The following is a 21,169-nucleotide window of genomic DNA, read 5'->3' as shown; positions in this document are numbered from 1 at the left end:
CCGCACGATGAGCACGACCCCACGACGAGAGATGGACACGATGCGCACCGCCGAGATCCGCCAGCGCTGGCTCGACTACTTCGAGGGCCGCGGCCACACCGTCGTGCCGTCGGCCCCGCTCATCTCGCCGGACCCGTCGACCCTGTTCGTCATCGCCGGCATGGTCCCGTTCATCCCGTACATGCTCGGCGAGCAGACGGCGCCGTGGCCCCGCGCGACGAGCGTGCAGAAGTGCGTGCGCACCCTCGACATCGAGGAGGTCGGCAAGACCACCCGGCACGGCACGTTCTTCCAGATGAACGGCAACTTCTCGTTCGGGGACTACTTCAAGGAAGGCGCGATCACCTACGCCTGGGAGCTGGTCACCGGCTCGAAGGAGAGCGGCGGCTACGGCTTCGACCCGGACACGATCTGGGTCACCGTCTTCCACGACGACGACGAGGCGGCGGCGCTCTGGAAGGAGATCGCGGGTCTGCCCGACGAGCGGATCCAGCGGCGCGGCTGGAAGGACAACTACTGGTCCACCGGTGCGCGCGGACCCGCGGGCCCCTGCTCGGAGATCTACGTCGACCGTGGACCCGAGTTCGGCGCGGAGGGCGGACCTGTCGTCGACGAGGACCGCTACCTCGAGATCTGGAACCTCGTCTTCATGCAGTACGAGCGCGGAGACGGGGGCGGCAAGGAGAACTTCCCGATCCTGGGCGAGCTCAAGCAGAAGAACATCGACACCGGCATGGGACTCGAGCGCGTCGCGTACCTCCTGCAGGGCGTCGACAACATGTACGAGATCGACGAGGTGTTCCCGGTCATCCAGGGTGCGCAGGAGCTCTCGGGTCGCACGTACGGCGCGGTGCACGGGGACGACGTCCGGATGCGTGTGGTCGCGGACCACGTGCGCAGCGCGCTCATGCTCATGGGCGACGGGGTCACGCCCTCGAACGAGGGACGCGGCTACGTGCTGCGCCGGCTGCTGCGCCGCTCGATCCGGGCGATGCGTCTGCTGGGCGTCGACGACCTCGCGCTGCCGACGCTGCTTCCCCTGAGCCGCGACGCGATGAGCCCCAGCTACCCCGAGCTCGCGGCGAACTTCGAGAAGATCAGCCAGGTCGCGTACGCGGAGGAGGACACGTTCCGACGGACGCTGGCGGCGGGCACGATGATCCTGGACACGGCGGTGCGCGCAGCGAAGAAGGAGGCGTTCGCGGTCCTGTCGGGATCGCACGCGTTCCAGCTGCACGACACCTACGGCTTCCCGATCGACCTGACGCTCGAGATGGCGGCGGAGCAGGGCGTCCAGGTCGACGAGACGTCGTTCCGCAGCCTCATGAAGGAGCAGCGGGAGCGGGCGCGCGCTGACGCGCTGGCCAAGCGGGCGGGTCGCGCGGACAACGCCGCGTACCAGGACCTGCACAGCACGCTGAGCACCGAGAACGCCAAGCCCGTGCAGTTCGTCGGCTACACGGACTCGACGGCGAGGTCACGCGTGGTCGGCCTGCTGGTCGACGGCGTCCCCGCCCCGGCGGCGACGGCGCCCGCCGACGTCGAGGTCGTCCTGGACGTCACGCCGTTCTACGCCGAGGCGGGCGGTCAGCTCGCGGACACCGGCACCATCGTGCTCGACGGCGGCGCGCGCATCGAGGTGGACGACGTCCAGGCGCCGGTCAAGGGCTTGTCGGTGCACCACGGTCGGCTGGTCGACGGGACCGTGACCTTCGGGGAGTCCGGCACCGCGACGATCGACCTGTTCCGTCGCCGTGCGATCGCGCGAGCGCACACGGCGACGCACTTCATCCACAAGGCGCTGCACGAGGCGATCGGGGAGGGTGCGACACAGGCGGGCTCGCTCAACGCGCCCAGCCGCCTCCGCTTCGACTTCCGATCGCCGTCGGCGACGCCGTCCGAGGTCGTCGCGGAGATCGAGGCTCGCGTCAACGAACGGCTCCAGGACGACCTCGAGGTCACCGATGCCGTCATGCCGATCGACGAGGCGCGCGGTCGTGGCGCCATGGCGCTCTTCGGGGAGAAGTACGGCAACCAGGTGCGGGTCGTCGACATCGGTGACGGCTGGTCGCTCGAGCTGTGCGCGGGTACGCACGTCCAGCGGTCCGGAGAGCTGGGTCTCGTGACCCTGCTGTCCGAGTCGGCGATCGGGTCGGGTGTCCGACGTGTCGACGCGCTCGTCGGCGCGGGCGCGTACGGGTACCAGGCCAAGGAGCGCGCGCTCGTCGGCCAGCTCTCCGGCCTGCTGGGTGCCCGTCCGGACGACCTGACCGATCGCGTCTCGTCGTTGCTGACCAAGCTCAAGGAGTCCGAGAAGGAGCTCGCGACGCTGCGCCAGGCGGCACTGCTCGCGCAGGCCGGATCGGTCGCGGCCGGCGCCCAGACCGTGGGCGAGACCCGGGTCGTGGCGCACGACGCCGGCGAGGTCGCGTCGAGTGACGACCTGCGCACCCTGGTCCTCGACGTCCGTTCCCGCCTGGGTGACTCCACCCCGGCGATCGTCGCCGTCGGAGGCACCAGCAACGGTCGGCCCGTCGTCGTCGTCGCCACGAACGCGCCGGCCCGGGAGCGCGGCGTTCGTGCCGGCGCGCTCGTGCGGACCGCGTCCGGGATCCTCGGCGGTGGTGGCGGTGGCAAGGACGATCTCGCGCAGGGCGGCGGAACCGACGCGGACAAGCTCGGCGACGCGCTGACCGCGATCACCGACGCGGCCAACGGCTGACGTGTCGTCCCGTCGCGAACCTCCCGACCCCGTCGTACGCGGCGCTCGGCTCGCGGTCGACGTCGGATCGGTCCGGGTCGGTGTGGCTGCGAGCGACCCGGACGGCCTGATCGCCACGCCGGTGGCCACTCTCGCGCGGGACACCAGCAGCAAGGGTCGGACGCCCTCCGACATCGCTTCGCTGGTGGCCGAGGTGGAGGAGCGACGTGTGGGTGTTGTGTACGTCGGACTTCCGAGACACTTGTCGGGGTCCGAAGGTGCCGCATCGCAGGCCGCGCGCGCGTACGCTGTCCAACTGGCGCAGGCCATCGCACCGGTGACGGTGCGCATGGTCGATGAGCGGATGAGCACGGTGTCCGCACATCTCGCGCTTCATGCGTCCGGCCGATCTGGACGCAGCCATCGGCAGGTCATCGACCAGGCGGCCGCGGTGGTGATCTTGCAGTCCGCGTTGGACGCGGAGAGTGCGACGGGGCGACGTCCCGGAGAACGGGTCGTCGCGGATCCAGTTCAGCACCCTCCGACGGCGCGCGGGGGGGCTGCGGGCGACGCACGGACGACGGTGGAGTGACGCGCACGTGAGCAATCAGACCGAGTGGTGGGCCCCAGTGGAGCGAGGTGACGCGGTGACGACCGATCTCTTCGGTGGTGACCCGCACGACGCTCCCGACCCTCGTCGTTCGTCCCGGTCCCGCGGCCGCGCCAAGGAGCAGCGTGAGCGCAAGCGCCGCCGCCGCCGTTCCGTCGGCGTGCTCGTGGTCGCTCTTGTCATGGTCCTCGGTGCGGGCTACGTCGTCTTCGAGCTGATGGGCGGGTTCTTCGACGGCGGTCCCTCCACCACGGGCTCGGTCAAGGACTACCCGGGTCCGGGTCACGGAAGCGTGAAGGTCGTGGTGGCCCCGGGCCAGTCGGGCGGCCAGATCGCGACCACGCTCGTGGACGCGGGTGTCGTGGCGAGCACGGGATCGTTCGTCGACGCGTTCGCCGAGAACCCGGCGGCTGCCACGATCCAGCCGGGTACCTACAAGCTCCTGCTCGAGATGAAGTCCTCCGACGCGATCGTGGCGCTCCTCGAGCCGGCCAGTCGTGTCTCGTTCAAGGTGACGGTCCCGGAGGGCCTGAACAAGGACCAGACGATCGCGAAGATCAGCGAGAAGACCCTGATCAAGGTCGACGACCTCAAGGCTGCGATCGCGGACCCCGCGTCGATCGGGCTGCCCGCCGAGGCTGGCGGCAACATCGAGGGCTGGCTCTTCCCTGCCACCTACGACGTGCAGCCGGGCGCCACCGCGGCGAGCGTGCTGAGCCAGCTGACCTCGCAGACGGTCAAGCACCTGCAGGCTGCCGGGGTGCCGCAGGACCAGTGGGAGACGGTCATCATCAAGGCGTCGATCATCGAGCGCGAAGTCAAGCTCGACGACGACCGCTACAAGGTCGCGCGAGCCATCGAGAACCGACTGGAACGGGCCATCCCGCTGCAGATCGACTCGACCACGTCGTACTACCTGGGCAAGACCAGCGCTCCGACGGCTGCAGAGAACCATGACGCGAGCAACCCGTACAGCACCTACGAGCACGTCGGCCTGCCGCCCGGTCCCATCTCCTCGCCCGGCGCGGACTCGATCAACGCCGTGATGCACCCCGCCGACGGGCCGTGGATCTTCTGGGTCACGGTCAACCCTGACTCAGGCGAGACGCTCTTCACGACCTCGAACGACGAGCAGAACGCGAACATCCAGAAGCTGCGCGACTGGAACGCGGCGCACGGCAAGTGACGGCTACCGCTCCGCGGCGGGCGGCGGTCCTGGGGCACCCGGTCGCGCACTCGCTGTCGCCGACCCTGCACCGCGCTGCCTATGCGGCTCTGGGTCTCGACGAGTGGCGGTACGACGCCTTCGACGTGACCGAGGACGAGCTGCCGAGCTTCGTCGCAGGCCTCGACGCCGCGTGGGCGGGGCTGAGCCTGACCATGCCGCTCAAGCAGACCGTGATCCCGCTGCTCGACCACGTCGAGCCGCTGGCCCAGGTGGTCGGCGCCGTCAACACCGTCCTGTTCCAGGGCGCCGGTGGCTCGCGGGTGCTCGTGGGCGCCAACACGGACGTCCACGGGCTCGTCGAGGCGCTCCGTGAGGGTCTGCACGACCGGGCCGTCGCGACCGCAGCAGTCCTCGGAGCGGGTGCGACGGCGTCGTCGACGCTCGCGGCTCTCGCTCAGCTGGGCTGCTCGTCTCCGGTCGTGTATGTCCGGGCGTTGTCCCGCGCAGGCGGGCTCATGCGCGCCGCGCACCGGATGGGGGTCACTCCCGTCTTCCGTCCGCTGGACGCCGCAGCCGCCGAGATCGTGCGTGCGGACGTCGTCGTGTCGACCCTGCCCCCGCACGGTGCCGACGCCCTGGCCGACGACCTGGCCGGTGCGATCGAGGGCGTGCTGCTGGACGTGGCGTACGACCCGCGACCGACGGCGCTGTCCGCCGCGTGGGAGGCAGCCGGGGGAGTCGTGGTCGGGGGGGAGCGGATGCTCCTGCACCAGGCCGCCGAGCAGGTCCGGCTGATGACCGGCAGGCCGGGCCCCGTCGCGGCGATGGCAGCGGGGCTCGAGCACCAGCTCGCCGGCTGACCGACGTGGCCAAACTCATGGGCAACTTTCGACGCCTGTGACTCACGGGGGTCGACGCGCGTGCCGATGTTTCCCTCGGAGGTGCGGCAACCAACACGTGGTTGCTGCCGGCTGAGGCGGAAGGCACGCGCATGAGGCAGCTCGGGGAGATCTTGCTCGACGAAGGGCTCGTGACGGAGAGCCAGCTGCTCGCTGCGCTCGACGAGACGATGGCACGCGGCTCGTCGCTGGGCAGGACCCTGGTCGAGCTGGGTGTCCTCACGGAGGGCCAGCTGGTCAAGGCGCTCGCCGCGCAGGTCGGCATGCAGTTCATCGACCTGGACGACTACCCGGTCGACCGCACGGCGCTGAGCCTGGTGCCCGCCGCGCTGTGCCGCCGCTACACGGTCCTGCCGGTGGCCCTGGAGGGCGGCTCGATCGTGCTCGCCACGGCCGACCCGGGCAACGTCATGGCGGTCGACGACGTCCGCTCGATGGCTGGTATGCCCGTCATCTCCGTCGTGGCCACCCACGACAACCTCATGCGTGCGATCGACCGGTTCTGCCGCGCCGACGACGAGATGGAAGGTCTGTCGCAGGCGTTCGAGGAGATCGAGTCCGAGCCGCAGGCCGACCTCTCCAAGATGGGGGAGATCGCCGACGACGACGCGCCGATCGTGCGCTTCGTGAACCTGCTGGTCACCCAGGCGATCACCGACCGCGCCTCCGACATCCACATCGAGCCGTCGGAGCACGACCTGCGGGTCCGCTACCGCATCGACGGCGTGCTGCACGAGACCCAGCGCGCGCCCCGGCAGATCCAGAGCGGTGTGATCAGCCGCGTGAAGATCATGAGCGACATCGACATCGCCGAGCGCCGCAAGCCGCAGGACGGCCGCATGTCCGTGGTCCACAACGGTCGCAAGATCGACCTCCGCGTGGCGACGCTGCCGACGGTGTGGGGCGAGAAGATCGTCATGCGAATCCTGGACAACTCGACGGCGAGCCTCGACCTGCGCGACCTGTCGTTCCTCGAGTCGAACTACCAGGTCTACCGCGAGGCGTACACGAAGCCGTACGGGATGATCCTGGTGACCGGCCCGACCGGTTCGGGCAAGTCGACCACCCTCTACGCGACGCTCAATGCCGTCTCGAAGCCCGAGATCAACGTCATCACGGTCGAGGACCCGGTCGAGTACCGGCTCGCCGGCATCAACCAGGTGCAGGTCAACCCGAAGGCCGGCCTGACGTTCGCCGGTGCCCTGCGATCCATCCTCCGGTCGGACCCGGACGTGGTCCTCCTCGGTGAGATCCGTGACCACGAGACCGCCCAGATCGCGATCGAAGCGGCCCTCACCGGCCACCTCGTGCTGTCGACCCTGCACACCAACGACGCGCCCTCGGCGATCACGCGTCTGACGGAGATGGGCATCGAGCCGTTCCTCGTCGGGTCGGCGTTGGACTGCGTCGTCGCCCAGCGGCTCGCGCGCAGGCTCTGCTCGAAGTGCAAGGAGCCGTACGTGCCGACGCCTCAGGAGCTGTTCGCGGCCAGGTTCCCCTGGGTCGACGGCGAGCCGCTGCCCGAGTTCATGCGCCCCGTCGGCTGCGTGACCTGCTCGAGGACGGGCTACCGCGGACGCCTCGCGCTGCACGAGGTCATGAGCGTGACCGAGGACATCGAGCGCCACGCGGTCGCGCACTCGTCGAGCGCGGACATCATGGCCACCGCGATCCAGCAGGGCATGATCCCGCTCCGCAACGACGGCTGGCAGAAGGTCGCGAACGGCGACACGTCGGTCGAGGAGATCCTGCGCGTCGTCGCGTAGTGCGCCAGATCTGGGTCCGATGCCTCAAGTCGGGCATTGCCGGGACCGATGAATGCCTCAGAGACCGACGTGCCGTCGACCTTGGCGCGCGACCTGTCCGCCAGCCGAATGTGGAGGAATGACGTGAGCGAGTCCTTTCAGGCGCCCATGAGGGAGCCCCAGCAGGCGCTTCCTCCCTACCGCCCGGTCGGCCCGCAGCCGGGTCCGCCGACCGTTCCCGGAGCACCCGGTGCTCCGGCCGGTATGGCGATGTACTCGCCGATCCCGTCGCAGAGCACGGCGAACGCCGTGAGCTACCAGGCACCTCCCGGGGTCGGGCACCTGCCGGCACCGTCGGGTCCCCCCGTCCACGCGGCACCCCCACAGGCACCGACGTCGTTCGGACCCCAGGGACCGGCAGCGCCGGCCGCGCAGGTGTTCATGCCCGCTCAGGCCCCTGCGGCCGAGACCACCGCTCCCGCGCGGCCGCTCGAGGCTGCCCCGGCGGTGCCGCCGCAGCGCGCTGCGGCGCCCGGGCGCGATCGCTCCCCCCGGCGTGGCATGGGCCAGGAGCAGCAGGAGGGCGACCTCCCGATCGACGAGATCCTCACCGAGATGGTCCGCCGCGGCGCCTCCGACGTGCACCTCACGACCGGGACCACCCCGATGGTCCGGATCAACGGCGCACTGAAGCAGCTGGACGGCTTCGCCCAGGTCCAGCCTGAGGGCCTGCGGCGCACGCTGTACTCGTTCCTCACCCAGAAGCAGCGCGAGAAGTTCGAGGCGAACCTCGAGCTCGACCTGTCCTACGCCGTGCGCGGCCTGGCACGGTTCCGCGTGAACATCTACCAGCAGCGCGAGTCCATCGGCGCCGCGTTCCGCGTGATCCCCTACGAGATCAAGCCGCTCGAGGCGCTCGGAGTTCCGGCGGTCGTCGGCACCTTCGCGGGGCTGCCGCGTGGTCTGGTCCTCGTCACGGGACCGACGGGCTCGGGCAAGTCCACGACGCTGGCGTCGATCATCGACCTCGCGAACCGGACGCGCGAGGACCACATCATGACGGTCGAGGACCCGATCGAGTTCCTCCACCGCCACAAGAAGTGCGTGGTCAACCAGCGCGAGGTCGGACAGGACACGCACTCGTTCCAGAACGCGCTCAAGCACGTGCTCCGCCAGGACCCGGACATCATCCTGGTCGGCGAGATGCGCGACCTCGAGACGATCTCGGTCGCGCTGACCGCAGCCGAGACCGGTCACCTCGTCTTCGCGACGCTGCACACGCAGGACGCGGCACAGACCATCGACCGCGTGATCGACGTGTTCCCCGCCCACCAGCAGGCCCAGGTGCGCACTCAGCTCGCGGGCGCGATCCAGGGCGTCGTCTGCCAGGCCCTGGCCAAGCGCTCCGACGCGCCCGGCCGAGCGGTCGCCACCGAGGTGCTCATCGCCACGCCGGCCATCCGGAACCTCATCCGCGAGGGCAAGACGCACCAGATCTACTCCGCGATGCAGGCGGGCGCCAAGCAGGGCATGCACACCATGGACCAGCACCTGTCCGAGCTGGTCAAGACCGGCAAGATCAGCTACGAGACCGGACTGGAGAAGTGCCACCACGTGGAGGACTTCAACCGACTGACCGGCCGCTTCTCCGGCGGTTCGCAGGGCGCCGCAGGCATGGGTGACCAGGCCACCATGGGCGGCGCGTTCGGAAGCCAGGCCTTCTGATGGCCGGCGCGACGAAGACGTACGAGTACGCCGTCCGGAACAAGGAGGGCAAGCTCGTCAAGGGCCGCGTCGAGGCGAGCAACCAGGCGGCGGTCGCGAACCGGCTCCGGGAGATGGGCCTCGCGGCCGTCTCGATCTCCGAGGTCAGCACGGGCGGCTTCAACACCGAGATCAACATCCCCGGTTTCGGCGGCAACAAGATCACGCTCAAGGACCTCGCGATCATGTCGCGGCAGCTGTCGACGATGATCGACGCCGGCCTCTCGCTGCTGCGTGCGCTCACGATCCTCGCCGACCAGACGGAGTCGAAGGCGCTCGCCAAGGTCGTCGCCCAGGTGCGCTCCGACGTCGAGGTCGGCACCGCGTTCTCGACGGCGCTCGGCAAGCACGCCGACGTCTTCCCGCCGCTCATGATCAACATGGTGAAGGCGGGCGAGGTCGGCGGCTTCCTCGACGAGACCCTGATCTCCGTGGCGAACAACTTCGAGGCCGAGGTCAAGCTGCGCGGGAAGATCAAGTCCGCGATGACCTACCCGATCGTCGTCTTCGTCATCGCGATCCTGGCGACCACAGGAATGCTCCTGTTCATCGTCCCCGTCTTTGCGCACATGTTCGACGATCTTGGTGGAAAGCTTCCGCTGCCCACGCAGATCCTCATGTGGATGTCGCAGGCGCTGAAGATCACCATCCTGCCCCTCATTGTCGCGCTGATCATCTTCTCCATCTGGTGGGGCAAGCACAAGAACGACCGCGGGATCCGCGAGAAGCTGGACCCGTGGAAGCTCAAGCTGCCCGTATTCGGGCAATTGTTCCGAAAGATTGCGGTCTCGCGGTTCACCCGTAACTTCGGCACGATGATCCACGCCGGCGTCCCGCTGCTGCAGGCGCTCGACATCGTGGGGGAGACGAGCGGGAACCTCGTGATTGAAAAGGCCGCCAAGGCCGTGCAGGAGTCCGTCCGACGAGGAGAGTCCCTGGCCGGGCCGTTGTCCCAGCATCCGGTGTTCCCGCCGATGGTGGTGCAGATGATGGCCGTCGGTGAGGACACCGGCGCCCTGGACACGATGCTGGCGAAGGTCGCGGACTTCTACGACGAAGAGGTCGAGTCGACCACCGAGCAGCTCACGAGCCTGATCGAGCCCCTCATGATCGTCGTCATCGGCGCGATCGTGGGCTCCATGGTCATTGCCATGTACATGCCGATCTTCGGCGTCTTCAACCTCATCAACTGACGTTCTGCCCGGGATTGCTCCGAGCGAGTGAATCCCGACGAGTGGGAACTTTCCGCTCAAGGTCCCGCCCGTCGGGGTCGATGCATGACACGTAGGACCGAACCGGCTGAGCCGGACTGGCTGTGAAACTGACCATCTGTACTTGACCTCTAGGGGAGCTCACCATGATTGCTCGCATCCGCAAGTCCATCGAGGAGAAGGACAAGGGCTTCACCCTTATCGAGCTCCTCGTCGTCATGATCATCATCGGCATCCTCGCCGCGATCGCCGTCCCGGTCTTCCTGAACCAGCGCAAGAAGGCTGCTGAGACCGCCGCCAAGTCCGACGTGACGATCATCGGCAAGGAGATCCTCACGTACTACGTCGACGGCACGGCGACCCTGACGCTGGGCGGCACGGCTCCGGCCTGGACCCTCACCTCTCCCGGCGGCACGCCGGTGGTCGAGGCCAGCGGCAAGCTGTCCGGCAAGAACACCGCGGCGACCTTCCTCGCCATCACGAGCGGCACCTCCTTCTGCGTCTCGGTCGACCCGTCGCCGTCGATCGCCGGTGCCTCCGTCTGGAGCTACGGCCCGAACGGCCTGAGCAAGAGCAACAACTGCTCCTGATCGCTGTAGTGGGGTGACCCTCGGCGGACATCGTCCGCCGGGGGTCGCCCCCTTCGCAGGTCCCACCCACCCTGCGGCGACTGCACTCTCGCCGCACTGCCGCCCAGCTCCCGAGAACCACGGAGGATCCACGTGTCGAGATCGCTGGCCCGTCGTGCGACGAAGGCCGATGGCGGCTTCTCGCTGATCGAGCTCGTCGTGGCGATGGTGATCCTCGGCATGATGTCGATCGCGATCATCGGCGTCATCATGAACTCTCAGGCGCAGGGCGTGAGCAACAGGAACCGCGTCGCCGCGGCGAACCTCGCCGCCCGCGAGATCGACATGGTCCGCGAGCAGTTCACGCGGGACAGCCTCCAGCCGCAGCTCGTCGCGGACGCCGGCACGCAGGTCAACCCTCATCCCCTGCCCGGCCAGACCGCGGGGCAGCCACTGCTCGTCGACGGGCAGAAGTACACCGTCACCCGTACCGTCGCGTGGAACATCACCGGCGGCGCCTCGACCCCGTGCGACGGCGGCGGCCTGGTCAGCTATCCGACGCTGAAGGTCATCGTCTCGGTCACGTGGCCGAACATGAAGCCGGCCAAGCCGGTGCGGACCAGCGCGGCACTGGCGCCGCGCAAGGACGACAGCATCGGTGGCAACAACGGGTACGTGGCGGTCAAGGTCGTGACCGCGGCGGGCCTTCCGCAGCCGGACGTCAACGTGACGGTGACCTCGCCCTCAGAGACCAAGAACGTCGTCACCGACACGTCGGGCTGCGCGGTCGCCCAGGTGGCGCCGGCAGTCGGCGCGGGCACGACGTACGCGGCGAAGGTGTCCAACGCGGGCTACGTCGACCTCACGGGCAACCCGGCACCGACGAAGGCCGTCGGCCTCGTCGCTCGAGGGCAGCTGAACAACAGCGTCTCGTTCGCCTACGACGCGGGTGCAACCTTGCGGCTGCGGTTCGTCGACGCGGCGGGCAACCCGGTTCCGGACGCGGCGGTCGTCGGGCAGACCGTCTCGATCGAGTCGTCGGTCTCCGTCGGCGGCTCGAGCACGACCGCACTGACCATCACGGGAGCGCTCATGGACGTGACGAACCGTTGGCCTGCGCAGTACGGCGCCTACTGGGGAACGAGTCCCACCAGCTTCGTACCCCAGACCGTGACGGCCGGCTCCACGACCGTGTTCAACGTGGTCAAGCCATGACGCTGCGCAGACTGCGCGCTGCGGCGCGCCGAGACCTGGACCGCGAGGCGGGCACCACCCTCGCGGAGATGCTGGTCACGATGATGATCACGGGCATCCTGCTGGCAGCGATCGCCACGATGACCATCGGTTTCACGCGATCCACCGGACAGATCACGGCCCGGCAGGACCAGGTGGATGCCGGGAGGACGGCGAGCGAGCGGGTCACCAAGCTCATCCGCTCGGCGGTGCGACCGAGCCAGCTGATCACGTGTGCCGACCTGTCGATCTGCGCCGCCACGGACGCCTTCATCTCGGCGACGCCCACGACGATGTCGTTCTACTCGAACCTGAACAACGCGAACAACGCGACCGGTCCGAGCCGCGTGACCTACACCGTGGCGACCACCGGTCCCGACGCCGGCGTGCTCATCGAGAAGATCCAGGTGCCCGACTCGCCGCTGCCGAGCTCGGACACGGGGTACGCGTACTGCAACGCCGAGGACTCGGCCGCTTCGACCGCGTGCAAGCTCCGGCTCAAGACCCGCCGACTGACCACGGGCGTCGTCACGGACGTCGACCACACGCTGTTCCGCTACTACAGCAACGAGGCGCTCCCCACCGGTGACTCGAAGCAGCTGGGTGTCGGGACCCCGCTCACGGGTCCGGAGATCGACAACCTCCTGTCCGTGGAGGTGTCGGCCACGGTCCAGGTCGCGAGCCCGACTCACCCGAAGCCGACCACGTACATCCAACGCGTCCTGCTGCCCAACTCGCAGGCCGTGCTCAGACCCGGTACGGAGACAACGCCATGAGGACTCCTCCAGCTCGTCGCGGCGTGCTGCGTCGCATTCGGCGCACGGACGACTCCGGTTCCGTCCTGATCCTTGTGATCGGGTCGATGCTGGTGCTGTCGATGCTCGCGTTGGCGTCGATCTCCGTCACCATGCGCTCGACCAAGTTCGCCCGGTACGACCAGGACTACTCGACCTCGATGTCGGCCGCGCAGACCGGTATCGACGACTTCATCTCACGGCTCAACCGGGACGACTCGTACGGGACCAAGGTCGACTGCCTCAACAAGGCGTGGCAGGGCCCGATGTCGCCCACCAGCAACATCTGCGGCTACACCATGACGACGCTTCCCGGCTGGGCTCCGGTGGAGCCGGGATCGACGAGCACCAAGCGGGGCTGGTACCACTACAAGATCACGTACACCGTCGGCTCGGACACGTACGGGGTGTCGGTGACGGGACGTGCCAACGGCAGGTACCGCACGGTCGAGGGCACGATCAAGGTCGGCACCTCGCTCGACTACGTGTACTACACCGACTTCGAGGACGCGGACCCCGGCAACACGCTCCTGGCCAAGTACGCCCCGACCGCGACCAACCCGTTGGGCGGGGCGCCGACGGACGAGTGCGGGAAGTCGGGTGCCGGCGTCGCGTACTACTGGCACTACATGCCGCTCCACGGGGGCATCCGGGACACGGACACGGACTGCCAGGAGATCCGGTTCGCCAGCGGCGACGTCCTCGACGGCGAGGTGTTCAGCAACGACACCATCTGGGCGACGCACAACGACGCATCCAAGGCCAAGCCGACCTTCAAGAAGCAGGTCTGGACGGCCGACGAGAACTGCAAGAACGCGACGGGCGTCGTGTCGACCTGGGTGGCCACCTGCCTACGCCAGGCGCCTGCCGACTCCGTGGTCAGCGATGCGGACTTCAGCGGGAAGAAGCCGCTGTACCACGCCCCGCTCTACCTGACCGACACGTCGGCCGGTCTCTCGTCGAAGCCGGGCTGCAAGTACTTCGGCGCCGTGCGGATCCGCTTCGACGCTCCGGCCTCGGCCACGGCGCCGGGCATGATGACCGTGTGGAACCGCACGTCGGTCAACAACGGCGTGGCGCCGGTCCCGACGCCGAGCCTCGCTGGTGTCATGCCGTCGTGCGGGACCCTCGCCGCCCTCGAGAGCTCGTCCGGTGCGTCGATCCCCGTGCCCGACGGGATGGTCGTCTACGCCGCCGACTCGGGTGCGACGTCGCGTCCGTGCTACGCCGGTGAGCTCCGCGGCCCCGGTGGCTCGACCCTGCCGTCCGGGAACTACACCGGCACGGCACCGTCGGGATCGACGAGCACCATGCTGGCCGACAAGGTCATGCTCTCGCCGAGCAAGCGGTGCAACCTCGGGAACATCTACGTCGAGGGTGTGCTCAAGGGTGCGCTGACGCTGGCAGCCGCGCAGTCGATCATGGTGACGGGCGACATCGTGATGGCCGGCGGAACCCTGGCCGGCACCGACGTGCTCGGGCTCGTGGCGACGAACTCCGTCGAGGTGCTCCACTCGACCGTGGGCACCGTGGAGTCGCAGAAGAAGTGCACCACCTACAGCGCCGGCGTCTGCACCGTGTACAGCTCGACCCTGTGGGAGTGGAAGTCGACGACCAAGTCGGGAACGGACACCGACGCGGTGGCCCTGACGCGGTACAAGGAGCCCGGTGCGGGCGTGTACACCCCGGCGCAGGGCGTCCAGGTCGCCGCGGCGATCCAGACGCTGCAGCACTCCCTGATGGTCCAGAGCTACGACTCGGGCTGCTTCAAGGGCACGTTGCTGGTCAACGGCTCGATCGCGCAGCGCTGGCGTGGCATCGTCGGTGTCCCGGACTCGGGCTGCGCGACGGCGACGAAGTACCATGGCTACCTCAAGGACTACCGGTACGACGTCCGTCTGGTGAGCCTGCCGGTGCCGTTCTTCCCGAAGTGGGCGAACTCCGTCTACACGCTGCGCTCGAGCGGCGAGATCGACACGCCGGTGGCCATCAAGCAGTGATGCGGCATGGCCGTGGAGGCACTTCGTCGGCCCCGCGGGAGTCGACCGCGAGGCAGGGGTAGATGACAGACACCGGCACGACACTCATGCTCATGCTGCTGTGCGGCGTGGTGGGGCTGGCGATCGGCTCGTTCCTCAACGTCGTCGTCTGGCGTGTTCCTCGGGGCGAGTCGATCTCCCACCCGCCGAGCGCGTGCCCGGCGTGCGGGCACGCGATCCGGCGACGGGACAACGTCCCGGTCGTGTCCTGGCTGCTCCTGCGGGCGAGGTGCCGGGACTGCGGTGCCCCGATCTCGGCGCGGTACCCGCTCGTCGAGGCGGGCACGAGCGTGCTGTTCGCGCTCACCGCCTGGTTCGCCGGCCCGACGTGGATCCTGCCGGCCTTGCTCTACCTCGCGGCGATCTCGGTCGCGCTGGCACTCATCGACCTCGACACCAAGCGGCTGCCCGACGCGATCGTGCTGCCGGCATACCCCGTCGCGCTCGCCCTGATCACGCTCGCCAGCTGGAACCCGTGGGGAGAGCCTCACTGGGAGGCGTTGCTCCGCGCGGTCATCGGCGCGGTCGCGCTCTTCCTGGTCTATTTCGTGACGGTGCTGGTGTACCCCGGTGGCATGGGCTTCGGGGACGTGAAGCTCGCCGGTGTCCTCGGCCTCTACCTCGGCTGGTTCGGCTGGGGTGCACTGGTCATCGGGTGGTTCTCCGCGTTCCTGCTCGGGGGACTCTTCGCGATCGGTCTGCTCGTCTTCGGCCGCGCCGGCCGCAAGTCCGGTATCCCGTTCGGGCCGTGGATGCTTCTGGGCGCCGCCGTCGGCATCGTCGTCGGTCAGCCCCTCTGGGAGTGGTACGTCGGAGTGCTCTGACGTCGACAATTCGCACCAGCGAATGTGGAACAGACCTCAAGTCGGACGCCGAGCCACCCGATAGGACGAATGAACTCAATCGTCCGTGGGAAGGACTCTCGTGGGTACCACACGCGTCATCGGGCTGGACATCGGCTCGTCGTGCGTCCGGGCTGCGGAGCTCGAGTTCGGGAGCGGCGGCCCGACGGGCAAGACGCCTCCGACACTCGTTCGTTTCGGCCAGGTCGCTCTGCCCCTCGGAGCCGTCCGCGACGGCGAGGTCGTGCAGCCGGAAACTGTCTCGAGCGCGCTGCGGCAGCTCTGGGCCCAGACCAAGTTCGAGTCGAAGGACGTCGTCATCGGCGTCGGCAACCAGCGGGTGATCGTGCGTGAGCTCGACCTGCCCTGGATGCCGCTCGCACAGCTGCGGGCATCGCTCCCGTTCCAGGTGAGCGAGCTCCTGCCGATGTCGTCGGAGGACGCCCTCCTCGACTACTTCCCGACCCGCGAGTTCGACGGACCGCAGGGGCGCACCGTGAACGGCATGCTCGTGGCCGCGCAGCGGGACACTGTCACGGCGAACGTCCTCGCGGTCGAGGGCGCGGGCCTGCGGCCCCGCATGGTCGACCTCAACGCCTTCGCCCTGCACCGTGCGCTCGCCCGGGGGGAGCTCGCCCACTCGACGGCCGCGTTCGTCGACATCGGCGCGACCATCACCACCGTGGTCATCTCGGCCCAGGGATCGCCCCGCCTCGTACGGTCGCTGCCCACCGGCGGCCAGAACGTCACGGCGGCGGTCGCCAGTGCGCTCGGCATCGCCGCGATCGACGCGGAGGCGGTCAAGCGTGAGGTCGGCATCGGCTACGCGGTTGCGCCCGAACGTGCCGACGCCGCCGAGGCCGTGAGCACCGTGGTGCGCGCTCTCGTGGAGTCCGTGCGCAACACCTTCGTCTACTACTCGAGCAACAACCCGGGCGCCGGCATCGACGTCTGCGTCCTCACCGGCGGCGGGTCGCACCTCCCCGGCCTCGGGCAGTACCTCTCGAGCGCGAGCCGGCTGCCGGTCACCTTGGGTGACCCGCTCGCGGGCCTCCGCTCCGCCAAGACCGTCCAGCGCGAGGCGCTGGTCGGGCACGAGTCGTTCATCGCCCTCCCCGTCGGGCTGGCCTACGGAGTTGCCGCATGACCACGCTTCTGGAACGACCGAAGGGCCGGTCCAGTGCCGGCACGGCACTGAGCGGGACGCTTCCGCAGGTCAACCTGCTCCCACCCGAGGTCCGTGCTGCCCGAGGCATGCGCGCGACGAAGCGCTGGCTCGTGATGAGCCTCGTCCTCGTCGTCGTCCTGTGCTTCGGGGCGTTCGGCGTGGCTCTCATCGCGAACGCCTCGGCGACCAACGACCTGGCAGACGCCCAGTCGGAGACGGCGCGGCTCGAGACCGAGGCGGCGAAGTACGCCGAGGTGCCGAAGGTCAAGGGAGCCCTCACGGCCGCCAACAACGCCGTGGCCTTCGGCATGTCGACGGACGTCCAGTGGCGCTCCTACCTGGACGCGGTCACGGCCGTGCTCCCGGCCGACATCAGCTTCGAGACCTACGCGATCACGGTGGCGACCCCGACAACACCGGCTGTGGCCTCGACCGCTCCCCTGCAGGGCATGGCCGTAGGGCGGATCACCTTCGAGGCCCGCACCCTGACGGTGCCCAACAGCGCCGCCTGGATCACAGCCCTCAACACGGTGCCCGGTCTCATCGACGCGACCGTCTCGTCCATTGCGATCAGCGGTGACGAGCGCGGGGACTACTACTCGGTCACGCTCGCGGTCAACGTGACCGACGCTGCGTACACACACCGCTTCGACGTGCCGAAGAGCGAGGGCTGATCATGGCTGCCAAGAAGAGCACGTGGATCGGCGGGACGGCGTTCGTCGGTGTGGTCATCGCCGCGGGCGCGTACGTCTTCGCCATCTCTCCGACGATGTCGAAGACATCCGAGCTCCGCGACCAGACGACGCAGACCGTCTCCGCGAACCAGATCCAGGAGGTCGCGGTGCGCAAGCTCGCGGCCGACTTCGCCAAGCTCGACGAGTACAAGGCGCAGCTGGCGGCGATCCACCAGAAGGTGCCCACGACCGAACAGCTCGCGGAGTATCTGCTGGCACTCGATGCGATCGCGGTCGCGCACTCGGTGACGATCACGGCCATCACGCCCGGTTTGCCGACGCTGCTCGCGCCCCCGCCGGCGCCGGCGCCGACGCCCACACCGACGGACGGCACGTCCAAGGACGCGCCTGCCGCCGACGCCGCGACCCCTGCGGCACCAGGACCTGTGACCTCACCGCTGATCTCGATCCCGTTCTCGGTCGGCGTGGTGGGGTCCTTCGACAACACGAACGCGTTCCTGTTCGACGTGCAGAACTCGCCGCGTCTGCTGCTGGTCTCCAGCGTCACGGCGACCGCCAAGAAGGAGGGCGCCGGCGGGGCGGGTTATCCGGCGACGCACGACGGCGACCAGGAGCTGGTCATCGTGGGTCAGGCGTACGTCCTGCCGGACGGGGTGGGTACGCCCACGCCGGACCCGACGGCAAAGCCGGCACCGCTGCCCGGCGCCGTGCCCGGCAAGAACCCGATGATCCCGGTCGGGTAGCGCACGCACGCACCACCAAGGGCTGGGCCCGCCACCAGGCGGACCCAGCCCTTCGTGCTGTGCGTGGCATGGGAGGATGCGCCTCATGTTGCGTTGGCTGACCTCCGGCGAGTCCCACGGCCCAGCTCTCGTCGGCATCCTTGAAGGCATGCCTGCGGGTGTCTCCGTCGAGACTCTCCACGTGCAGGACGCGTTGGCCCGCCGGCGCCTGGGCTACGGGCGCGGTGCCCGCATGAAGTTCGAGCAGGACGAGGTGCGACTCCTCGCCGGCGTGCGCCACGGACTCACGCAGGGCGGCCCGGTCGCGATCGAGATCGGCAACACCGAGTGGCCCAAGTGGGTCGAGGTGATGTCCGCCGACCCGGTCGGCGACCCCGACGTGCTCAACCGCGCGCGCAACGCACCGCTCACCCGGCCGCGCCCCGGGCACGCCGACCTCGTCGGCATGCGGAAGTACGCCTTCGACGACGCCCGGCCGGTCCTCGAACGAGCGAGCGCACGGGAGACGGCCACCCGGGTGGCCCTCGGGACGGTCGCGGCCCGGTTCCTCGAGCAGGCGGCGGGCGTGCGGCTCGTCTCGCACGTCGTGAGCATCGGAGGCGTCTCCGTGCCCGACGACGCCGCGCTACCGAACCCGGACGACACCGCTGCGCTCGACGCAGATCCCGTGCGTTGCTTCGACGGCGCCACCAGTACGGCGATGGTCGCCGAGATCGACGAGTGCCACAAGGACGGCGACACCCTCGGCGGTGTGGTCGAGGTGCTCGCCTACGGTCTGCCGTCGGGGCTGGGGTCGTACGTGCACGCCGACCGCAAGCTCGACGGACGGCTCGCAGCGGCGCTGATGGGCATCCAGGCGATCAAGGGCGTCGAGGTCGGTGACGGCTTCCGCACGGCCGCGCGTCGAGGCTCGCAGGCGCACGACGAGATCGAGCGCGACGGGTCGGGCCGGATCGTGCGTACCACCAACCGCGCCGGTGGCATCGAGGGCGGGATGACCAACGGCGAGGTGCTGCGCGTGCGTGCGGCGATGAAGCCGATCTCGACCGTCCCGCGTGCGTTGGCCACGGTGGACGTCTCCACCGGTGAGGTGGCCAAGGCGCAGCACCAGCGCTCGGACGTCTGCGCGGTCCCGCCCGCGGCGGTCGTCGCGGAGGCGATGGTGGCGCTCGTGCTCGCCGACGCGCTGCTCGAGAAGGTCGGCGGGGACTCGGTGACCGAGGTGCGTCGCAACCTCGAGGCCTATGTCGCGGCCATCCCGGACCTCCTGGCGTGAGCTCGGTGCCCGGTCCGCGCGTCGTCCTCGTCGGCCCTCCAGGTTCGGGGAAGTCCACCGTCGGGATGGCGCTCGGCGAGCGCTGGCAGCTCTCGGTGCGGGACACCGACGCCGACGTCGAGGCGGTGTCCGGCAAGCGGATCGCCGACATCTTCATCGAGGACGGCGAGCCCGAGTTCCGCGCTCTCGAGGCCGCGGCCGTGGCCTCGGCGCTCGCCGAGCACGACGGGGTGCTGGCGCTCGGCGGGGGAGCGGTGCTCGACCCGCGGACCCAGGAGCTCCTCGGGGCGTACCGGAACGAGGGCGGTGTGGTGGTGTTCCTCGACGTGACGCTCGCGCACGCGGCGCCGCGGGTGGGCTTCAACACGTCGCGACCGCTGCTGCTGGGCAACCCTCGGGCGCAGTGGAGCGCCCTGATGGAGGCGCGTCGTCCCGTCTACGAGGGCGTCGCCACGCTGCGGGTGCTGACCGACGGCCTCAAGCCGGCGGACGTCGCCGAGCTGATCGAGCTGGAGCTGGCCGCGCTGCGGCGGCAGGAGATCGAGGAGAACCCGCTGTGACCGACGCTCGGACCATCCACGTCTCGGGGGAGCGGCCGTACGACGTGGTTCTCGGCCGCCACCTGCTCGGCGCCCTGCCCGGCCTCCTGGGACGTGACGTGCGCCGCGTGCTCGTCGTGCATCCCTCCGCTCTCGCCGCGACGGCCGATGCGATCCGCGAGGACCTGCTGGCGCACGGCTACGAGGCGTTGATCGCCGAGGTACCCGACGCCGAGGAGGCCAAGACCGCCCAGGTCGCAGCGTTCCTGTGGCAGGTGCTCGGCCAGGCCGACTTCACGCGCACGGACGCCGTCGTCGGGGTCGGTGGGGGAGCGACGACGGACCTCGCCGGGTTCGTCGCGGCCACGTGGCTGCGCGGGATCCAGGTGGTCCAGGTTCCGACGACGCTCCTGGCCATGGTCGACGCCGCCGTCGGCGGCAAGACCGGCATCAACACGGCCGAGGGCAAGAACCTGGTGGGTGCGTTCCATCCGCCCGCAGGCGTCCTGTGCGACCTCGCCGCCCTGGCGTCGATGCCCAAGCACGACTTCGTCGCGGGCCTGGCCGAGGTCGTCAAGTGCGGCTTCATCGCGGACCCGCGCATCCTGGAGCTCGTGGAGAAGAACGTCGAGCTCCTGACCGACCCGGTCGCGGCGTCGTCGTCGCCGGTCCTGCTGGAGCTCGTCGAGCGCGCGGTGCAGGTCAAGGCCGACGTCGTCGGTGAGGACCTGAAGGAGGCGGGGCTGCGGGAGATCCTGAACTACGGCCACACCTTCGGGCACGCGGTCGAGCACGTCGAGCGGTTCCAGTGGCGTCACGGCGCGGCGGTGTCGGTGGGGATGGTGTTCGTCGCGGAGCTCGCGCGGCTGGCCGGACGGCTCTCCGACGACGTCGTCGACAGGCACCGCTCGATCCTGGCGTCCCTGGGGCTGCCCGTGTCGTACCGGGGTGACCGGTGGGAGCAGCTCCTGTCGGCGATGCGTCGGGACAAGAAGACACGCGGGGACCTCCTGCGGTTCGTGGTCCTCGAGGACATCGGCCGCCCGGTCCGCCTGGAGGGTCCCGACCCCGCGCTGCTCGCGGCGGCGTACGCCGAGGTGAGCGAGGGCGCGGCGGCTCCGTCGCGGGTCGTCTCGCTGTGACGCGCGTGGCGTCCGGCGTCCGGCGCGGCGT

18 protein-coding genes are annotated in these 21,169 nt (G+C 69.5%); all 18 read left to right on the top strand.

Annotated elements, in window-relative coordinates:
- The first annotated feature begins 40 nt into the window (after positions 1 to 40).
- The 18 genes from alaS to aroB all read left to right on the top strand — a co-directional run bounded on the left by alaS (position 41) and on the right by aroB (position 21,138).
- A complete protein-coding gene (gene alaS / locus I847_RS0102525; protein WP_028048428.1) occupies positions 41 to 2,722 on the top strand; it encodes an alanine--tRNA ligase in 2,682 nt (893 codons plus the stop codon).
- 1 nt (position 2,723) lies between these two features.
- Entirely contained in the window at positions 2,724 to 3,293 is a 570-nt protein-coding gene (gene ruvX, locus I847_RS0102520) for a Holliday junction resolvase RuvX (protein WP_028048427.1), read from the top strand.
- Positions 3,294 to 3,348: 55 nt separating this feature from the next.
- A complete protein-coding gene (gene mltG / locus I847_RS21530) occupies positions 3,349 to 4,497 on the top strand; it encodes an endolytic transglycosylase MltG (protein WP_231384045.1) in 1,149 nt (382 codons plus the stop codon).
- The gene (locus I847_RS0102510) at positions 4,494 to 5,339 is read left to right on the top strand and encodes a shikimate dehydrogenase (RefSeq protein ID WP_028048426.1); all 846 of its coding nucleotides are present in this window, start codon (positions 4,494 to 4,496) and stop codon (positions 5,337 to 5,339) included. The genes mltG and I847_RS0102510 overlap by 4 nt, the downstream gene beginning before the upstream one ends.
- 131 nt (positions 5,340 to 5,470) lie before the next feature.
- Positions 5,471 to 7,144: a GspE/PulE family protein gene (locus I847_RS0102505; protein ID WP_028048425.1), complete on the top strand. Its 1,674-nt coding sequence runs from the start codon at positions 5,471 to 5,473 to the stop codon at positions 7,142 to 7,144.
- Positions 7,145 to 7,267: 123 nt separating this feature from the next.
- Positions 7,268 to 8,848, top strand: coding sequence for a type IV pilus twitching motility protein PilT (locus I847_RS0102500; protein ID WP_028048424.1), 1,581 nt, complete (start codon positions 7,268 to 7,270; stop codon positions 8,846 to 8,848).
- A complete protein-coding gene (locus I847_RS0102495; RefSeq protein ID WP_028048423.1) occupies positions 8,848 to 10,080 on the top strand; it encodes a type II secretion system F family protein in 1,233 nt (410 codons plus the stop codon). Before I847_RS0102500 ends, I847_RS0102495 begins: the two co-directional genes overlap by 1 nt.
- A 164-nt stretch (positions 10,081 to 10,244) precedes the next feature.
- Positions 10,245 to 10,688, top strand: coding sequence for a type II secretion system protein (locus I847_RS27595; RefSeq protein WP_081680352.1), 444 nt, complete (start codon positions 10,245 to 10,247; stop codon positions 10,686 to 10,688).
- Positions 10,689 to 10,820: 132 nt separating this feature from the next.
- Positions 10,821 to 11,882 carry a prepilin-type N-terminal cleavage/methylation domain-containing protein gene (locus I847_RS0102485; protein WP_196804452.1) on the top strand — a complete coding sequence of 354 codons (1,062 nt, stop codon included), beginning with the start codon at positions 10,821 to 10,823 and terminating at the stop codon, positions 11,880 to 11,882.
- Positions 11,879 to 12,676 (top strand): PilW family protein, encoded by a 798-nt coding sequence (locus tag I847_RS0102480; protein ID WP_028048421.1) that lies wholly within the window; start codon positions 11,879 to 11,881, stop codon positions 12,674 to 12,676. Before I847_RS0102485 ends, I847_RS0102480 begins: the two co-directional genes overlap by 4 nt.
- Complete coding sequence (locus tag I847_RS0102475) at positions 12,673 to 14,694, top strand: pilus assembly PilX N-terminal domain-containing protein (RefSeq protein WP_028048420.1); 2,022 nt, start codon at positions 12,673 to 12,675, stop codon at positions 14,692 to 14,694. The genes I847_RS0102480 and I847_RS0102475 overlap by 4 nt, the downstream gene beginning before the upstream one ends.
- A gap of 62 nt (positions 14,695 to 14,756) precedes the next feature.
- Positions 14,757 to 15,557, top strand: a complete 801-nt coding sequence (locus I847_RS0102470) for an A24 family peptidase (RefSeq protein ID WP_028048419.1) — start codon at positions 14,757 to 14,759, stop codon at positions 15,555 to 15,557.
- A 100-nt stretch (positions 15,558 to 15,657) separates the two neighbouring features.
- Positions 15,658 to 16,722: a type IV pilus assembly protein PilM gene (gene pilM / locus I847_RS0102465; RefSeq protein WP_028048418.1), complete on the top strand. Its 1,065-nt coding sequence runs from the start codon at positions 15,658 to 15,660 to the stop codon at positions 16,720 to 16,722.
- The gene (locus I847_RS0102460; RefSeq protein ID WP_028048417.1) at positions 16,719 to 17,417 is read left to right on the top strand and encodes a hypothetical protein; all 699 of its coding nucleotides are present in this window, start codon (positions 16,719 to 16,721) and stop codon (positions 17,415 to 17,417) included. The genes pilM and I847_RS0102460 overlap by 4 nt, the downstream gene beginning before the upstream one ends.
- 2 nt (positions 17,418 to 17,419) lie before the next feature.
- Positions 17,420 to 18,181: a hypothetical protein gene (locus I847_RS0102455; RefSeq protein ID WP_028048416.1), complete on the top strand. Its 762-nt coding sequence runs from the start codon at positions 17,420 to 17,422 to the stop codon at positions 18,179 to 18,181.
- Positions 18,182 to 18,266: 85 nt separating this feature from the next.
- Positions 18,267 to 19,457, top strand: coding sequence for a chorismate synthase (gene aroC / locus I847_RS0102450; RefSeq protein WP_028048415.1), 1,191 nt, complete (start codon positions 18,267 to 18,269; stop codon positions 19,455 to 19,457).
- A 65-nt stretch (positions 19,458 to 19,522) separates the two neighbouring features.
- Entirely contained in the window at positions 19,523 to 20,017 is a 495-nt protein-coding gene (locus tag I847_RS0102445; RefSeq protein WP_081680455.1) for a shikimate kinase, read from the top strand.
- A complete protein-coding gene (aroB, locus tag I847_RS0102440) occupies positions 20,014 to 21,138 on the top strand; it encodes a 3-dehydroquinate synthase (RefSeq protein WP_028048413.1) in 1,125 nt (374 codons plus the stop codon). The genes I847_RS0102445 and aroB overlap by 4 nt, the downstream gene beginning before the upstream one ends.
- Positions 21,139 to 21,169: the final 31 nt, after the last annotated feature.

The sequence above is a fragment of the Cellulomonas sp. URHD0024 genome (genome assembly GCF_000426185.1).
Taxonomy (GTDB): domain Bacteria; phylum Actinomycetota; class Actinomycetes; order Actinomycetales; family Cellulomonadaceae; genus Cellulomonas.
This window is presented reverse-complemented; position numbering and strand designations above follow the sequence as displayed.

Excerpts from the sequence above, each read along its gene's own strand:
- alaS (WP_028048428.1), top strand. The coding sequence starts at position 41 with ATGCGCACCGCCGAGATCCGCCAGCGCTGGCTCGACTACTTCGAGGGC.
- I847_RS0102505 (WP_028048425.1), top strand. The coding sequence starts at position 5,471 with ATGAGGCAGCTCGGGGAGATCTTGCTCGACGAAGGGCTCGTGACGGAG.
- I847_RS0102495 (WP_028048423.1), top strand. The coding sequence starts at position 8,848 with ATGGCCGGCGCGACGAAGACGTACGAGTACGCCGTCCGGAACAAGGAG.
- I847_RS27595 (WP_081680352.1), top strand. The coding sequence starts at position 10,245 with ATGATTGCTCGCATCCGCAAGTCCATCGAGGAGAAGGACAAGGGCTTC.
- I847_RS0102480 (WP_028048421.1), top strand. The coding sequence starts at position 11,879 with ATGACGCTGCGCAGACTGCGCGCTGCGGCGCGCCGAGACCTGGACCGC.
- I847_RS0102475 (WP_028048420.1), top strand. The coding sequence starts at position 12,673 with ATGAGGACTCCTCCAGCTCGTCGCGGCGTGCTGCGTCGCATTCGGCGC.
- I847_RS0102470 (WP_028048419.1), top strand. The coding sequence starts at position 14,757 with ATGACAGACACCGGCACGACACTCATGCTCATGCTGCTGTGCGGCGTG.
- I847_RS0102460 (WP_028048417.1), top strand. The coding sequence starts at position 16,719 with ATGACCACGCTTCTGGAACGACCGAAGGGCCGGTCCAGTGCCGGCACG.
- I847_RS0102455 (WP_028048416.1), top strand. The coding sequence starts at position 17,420 with ATGGCTGCCAAGAAGAGCACGTGGATCGGCGGGACGGCGTTCGTCGGT.
- aroC (WP_028048415.1), top strand. The coding sequence starts at position 18,267 with ATGTTGCGTTGGCTGACCTCCGGCGAGTCCCACGGCCCAGCTCTCGTC.
- I847_RS0102445 (WP_081680455.1), top strand. The coding sequence starts at position 19,523 with ATGGCGCTCGGCGAGCGCTGGCAGCTCTCGGTGCGGGACACCGACGCC.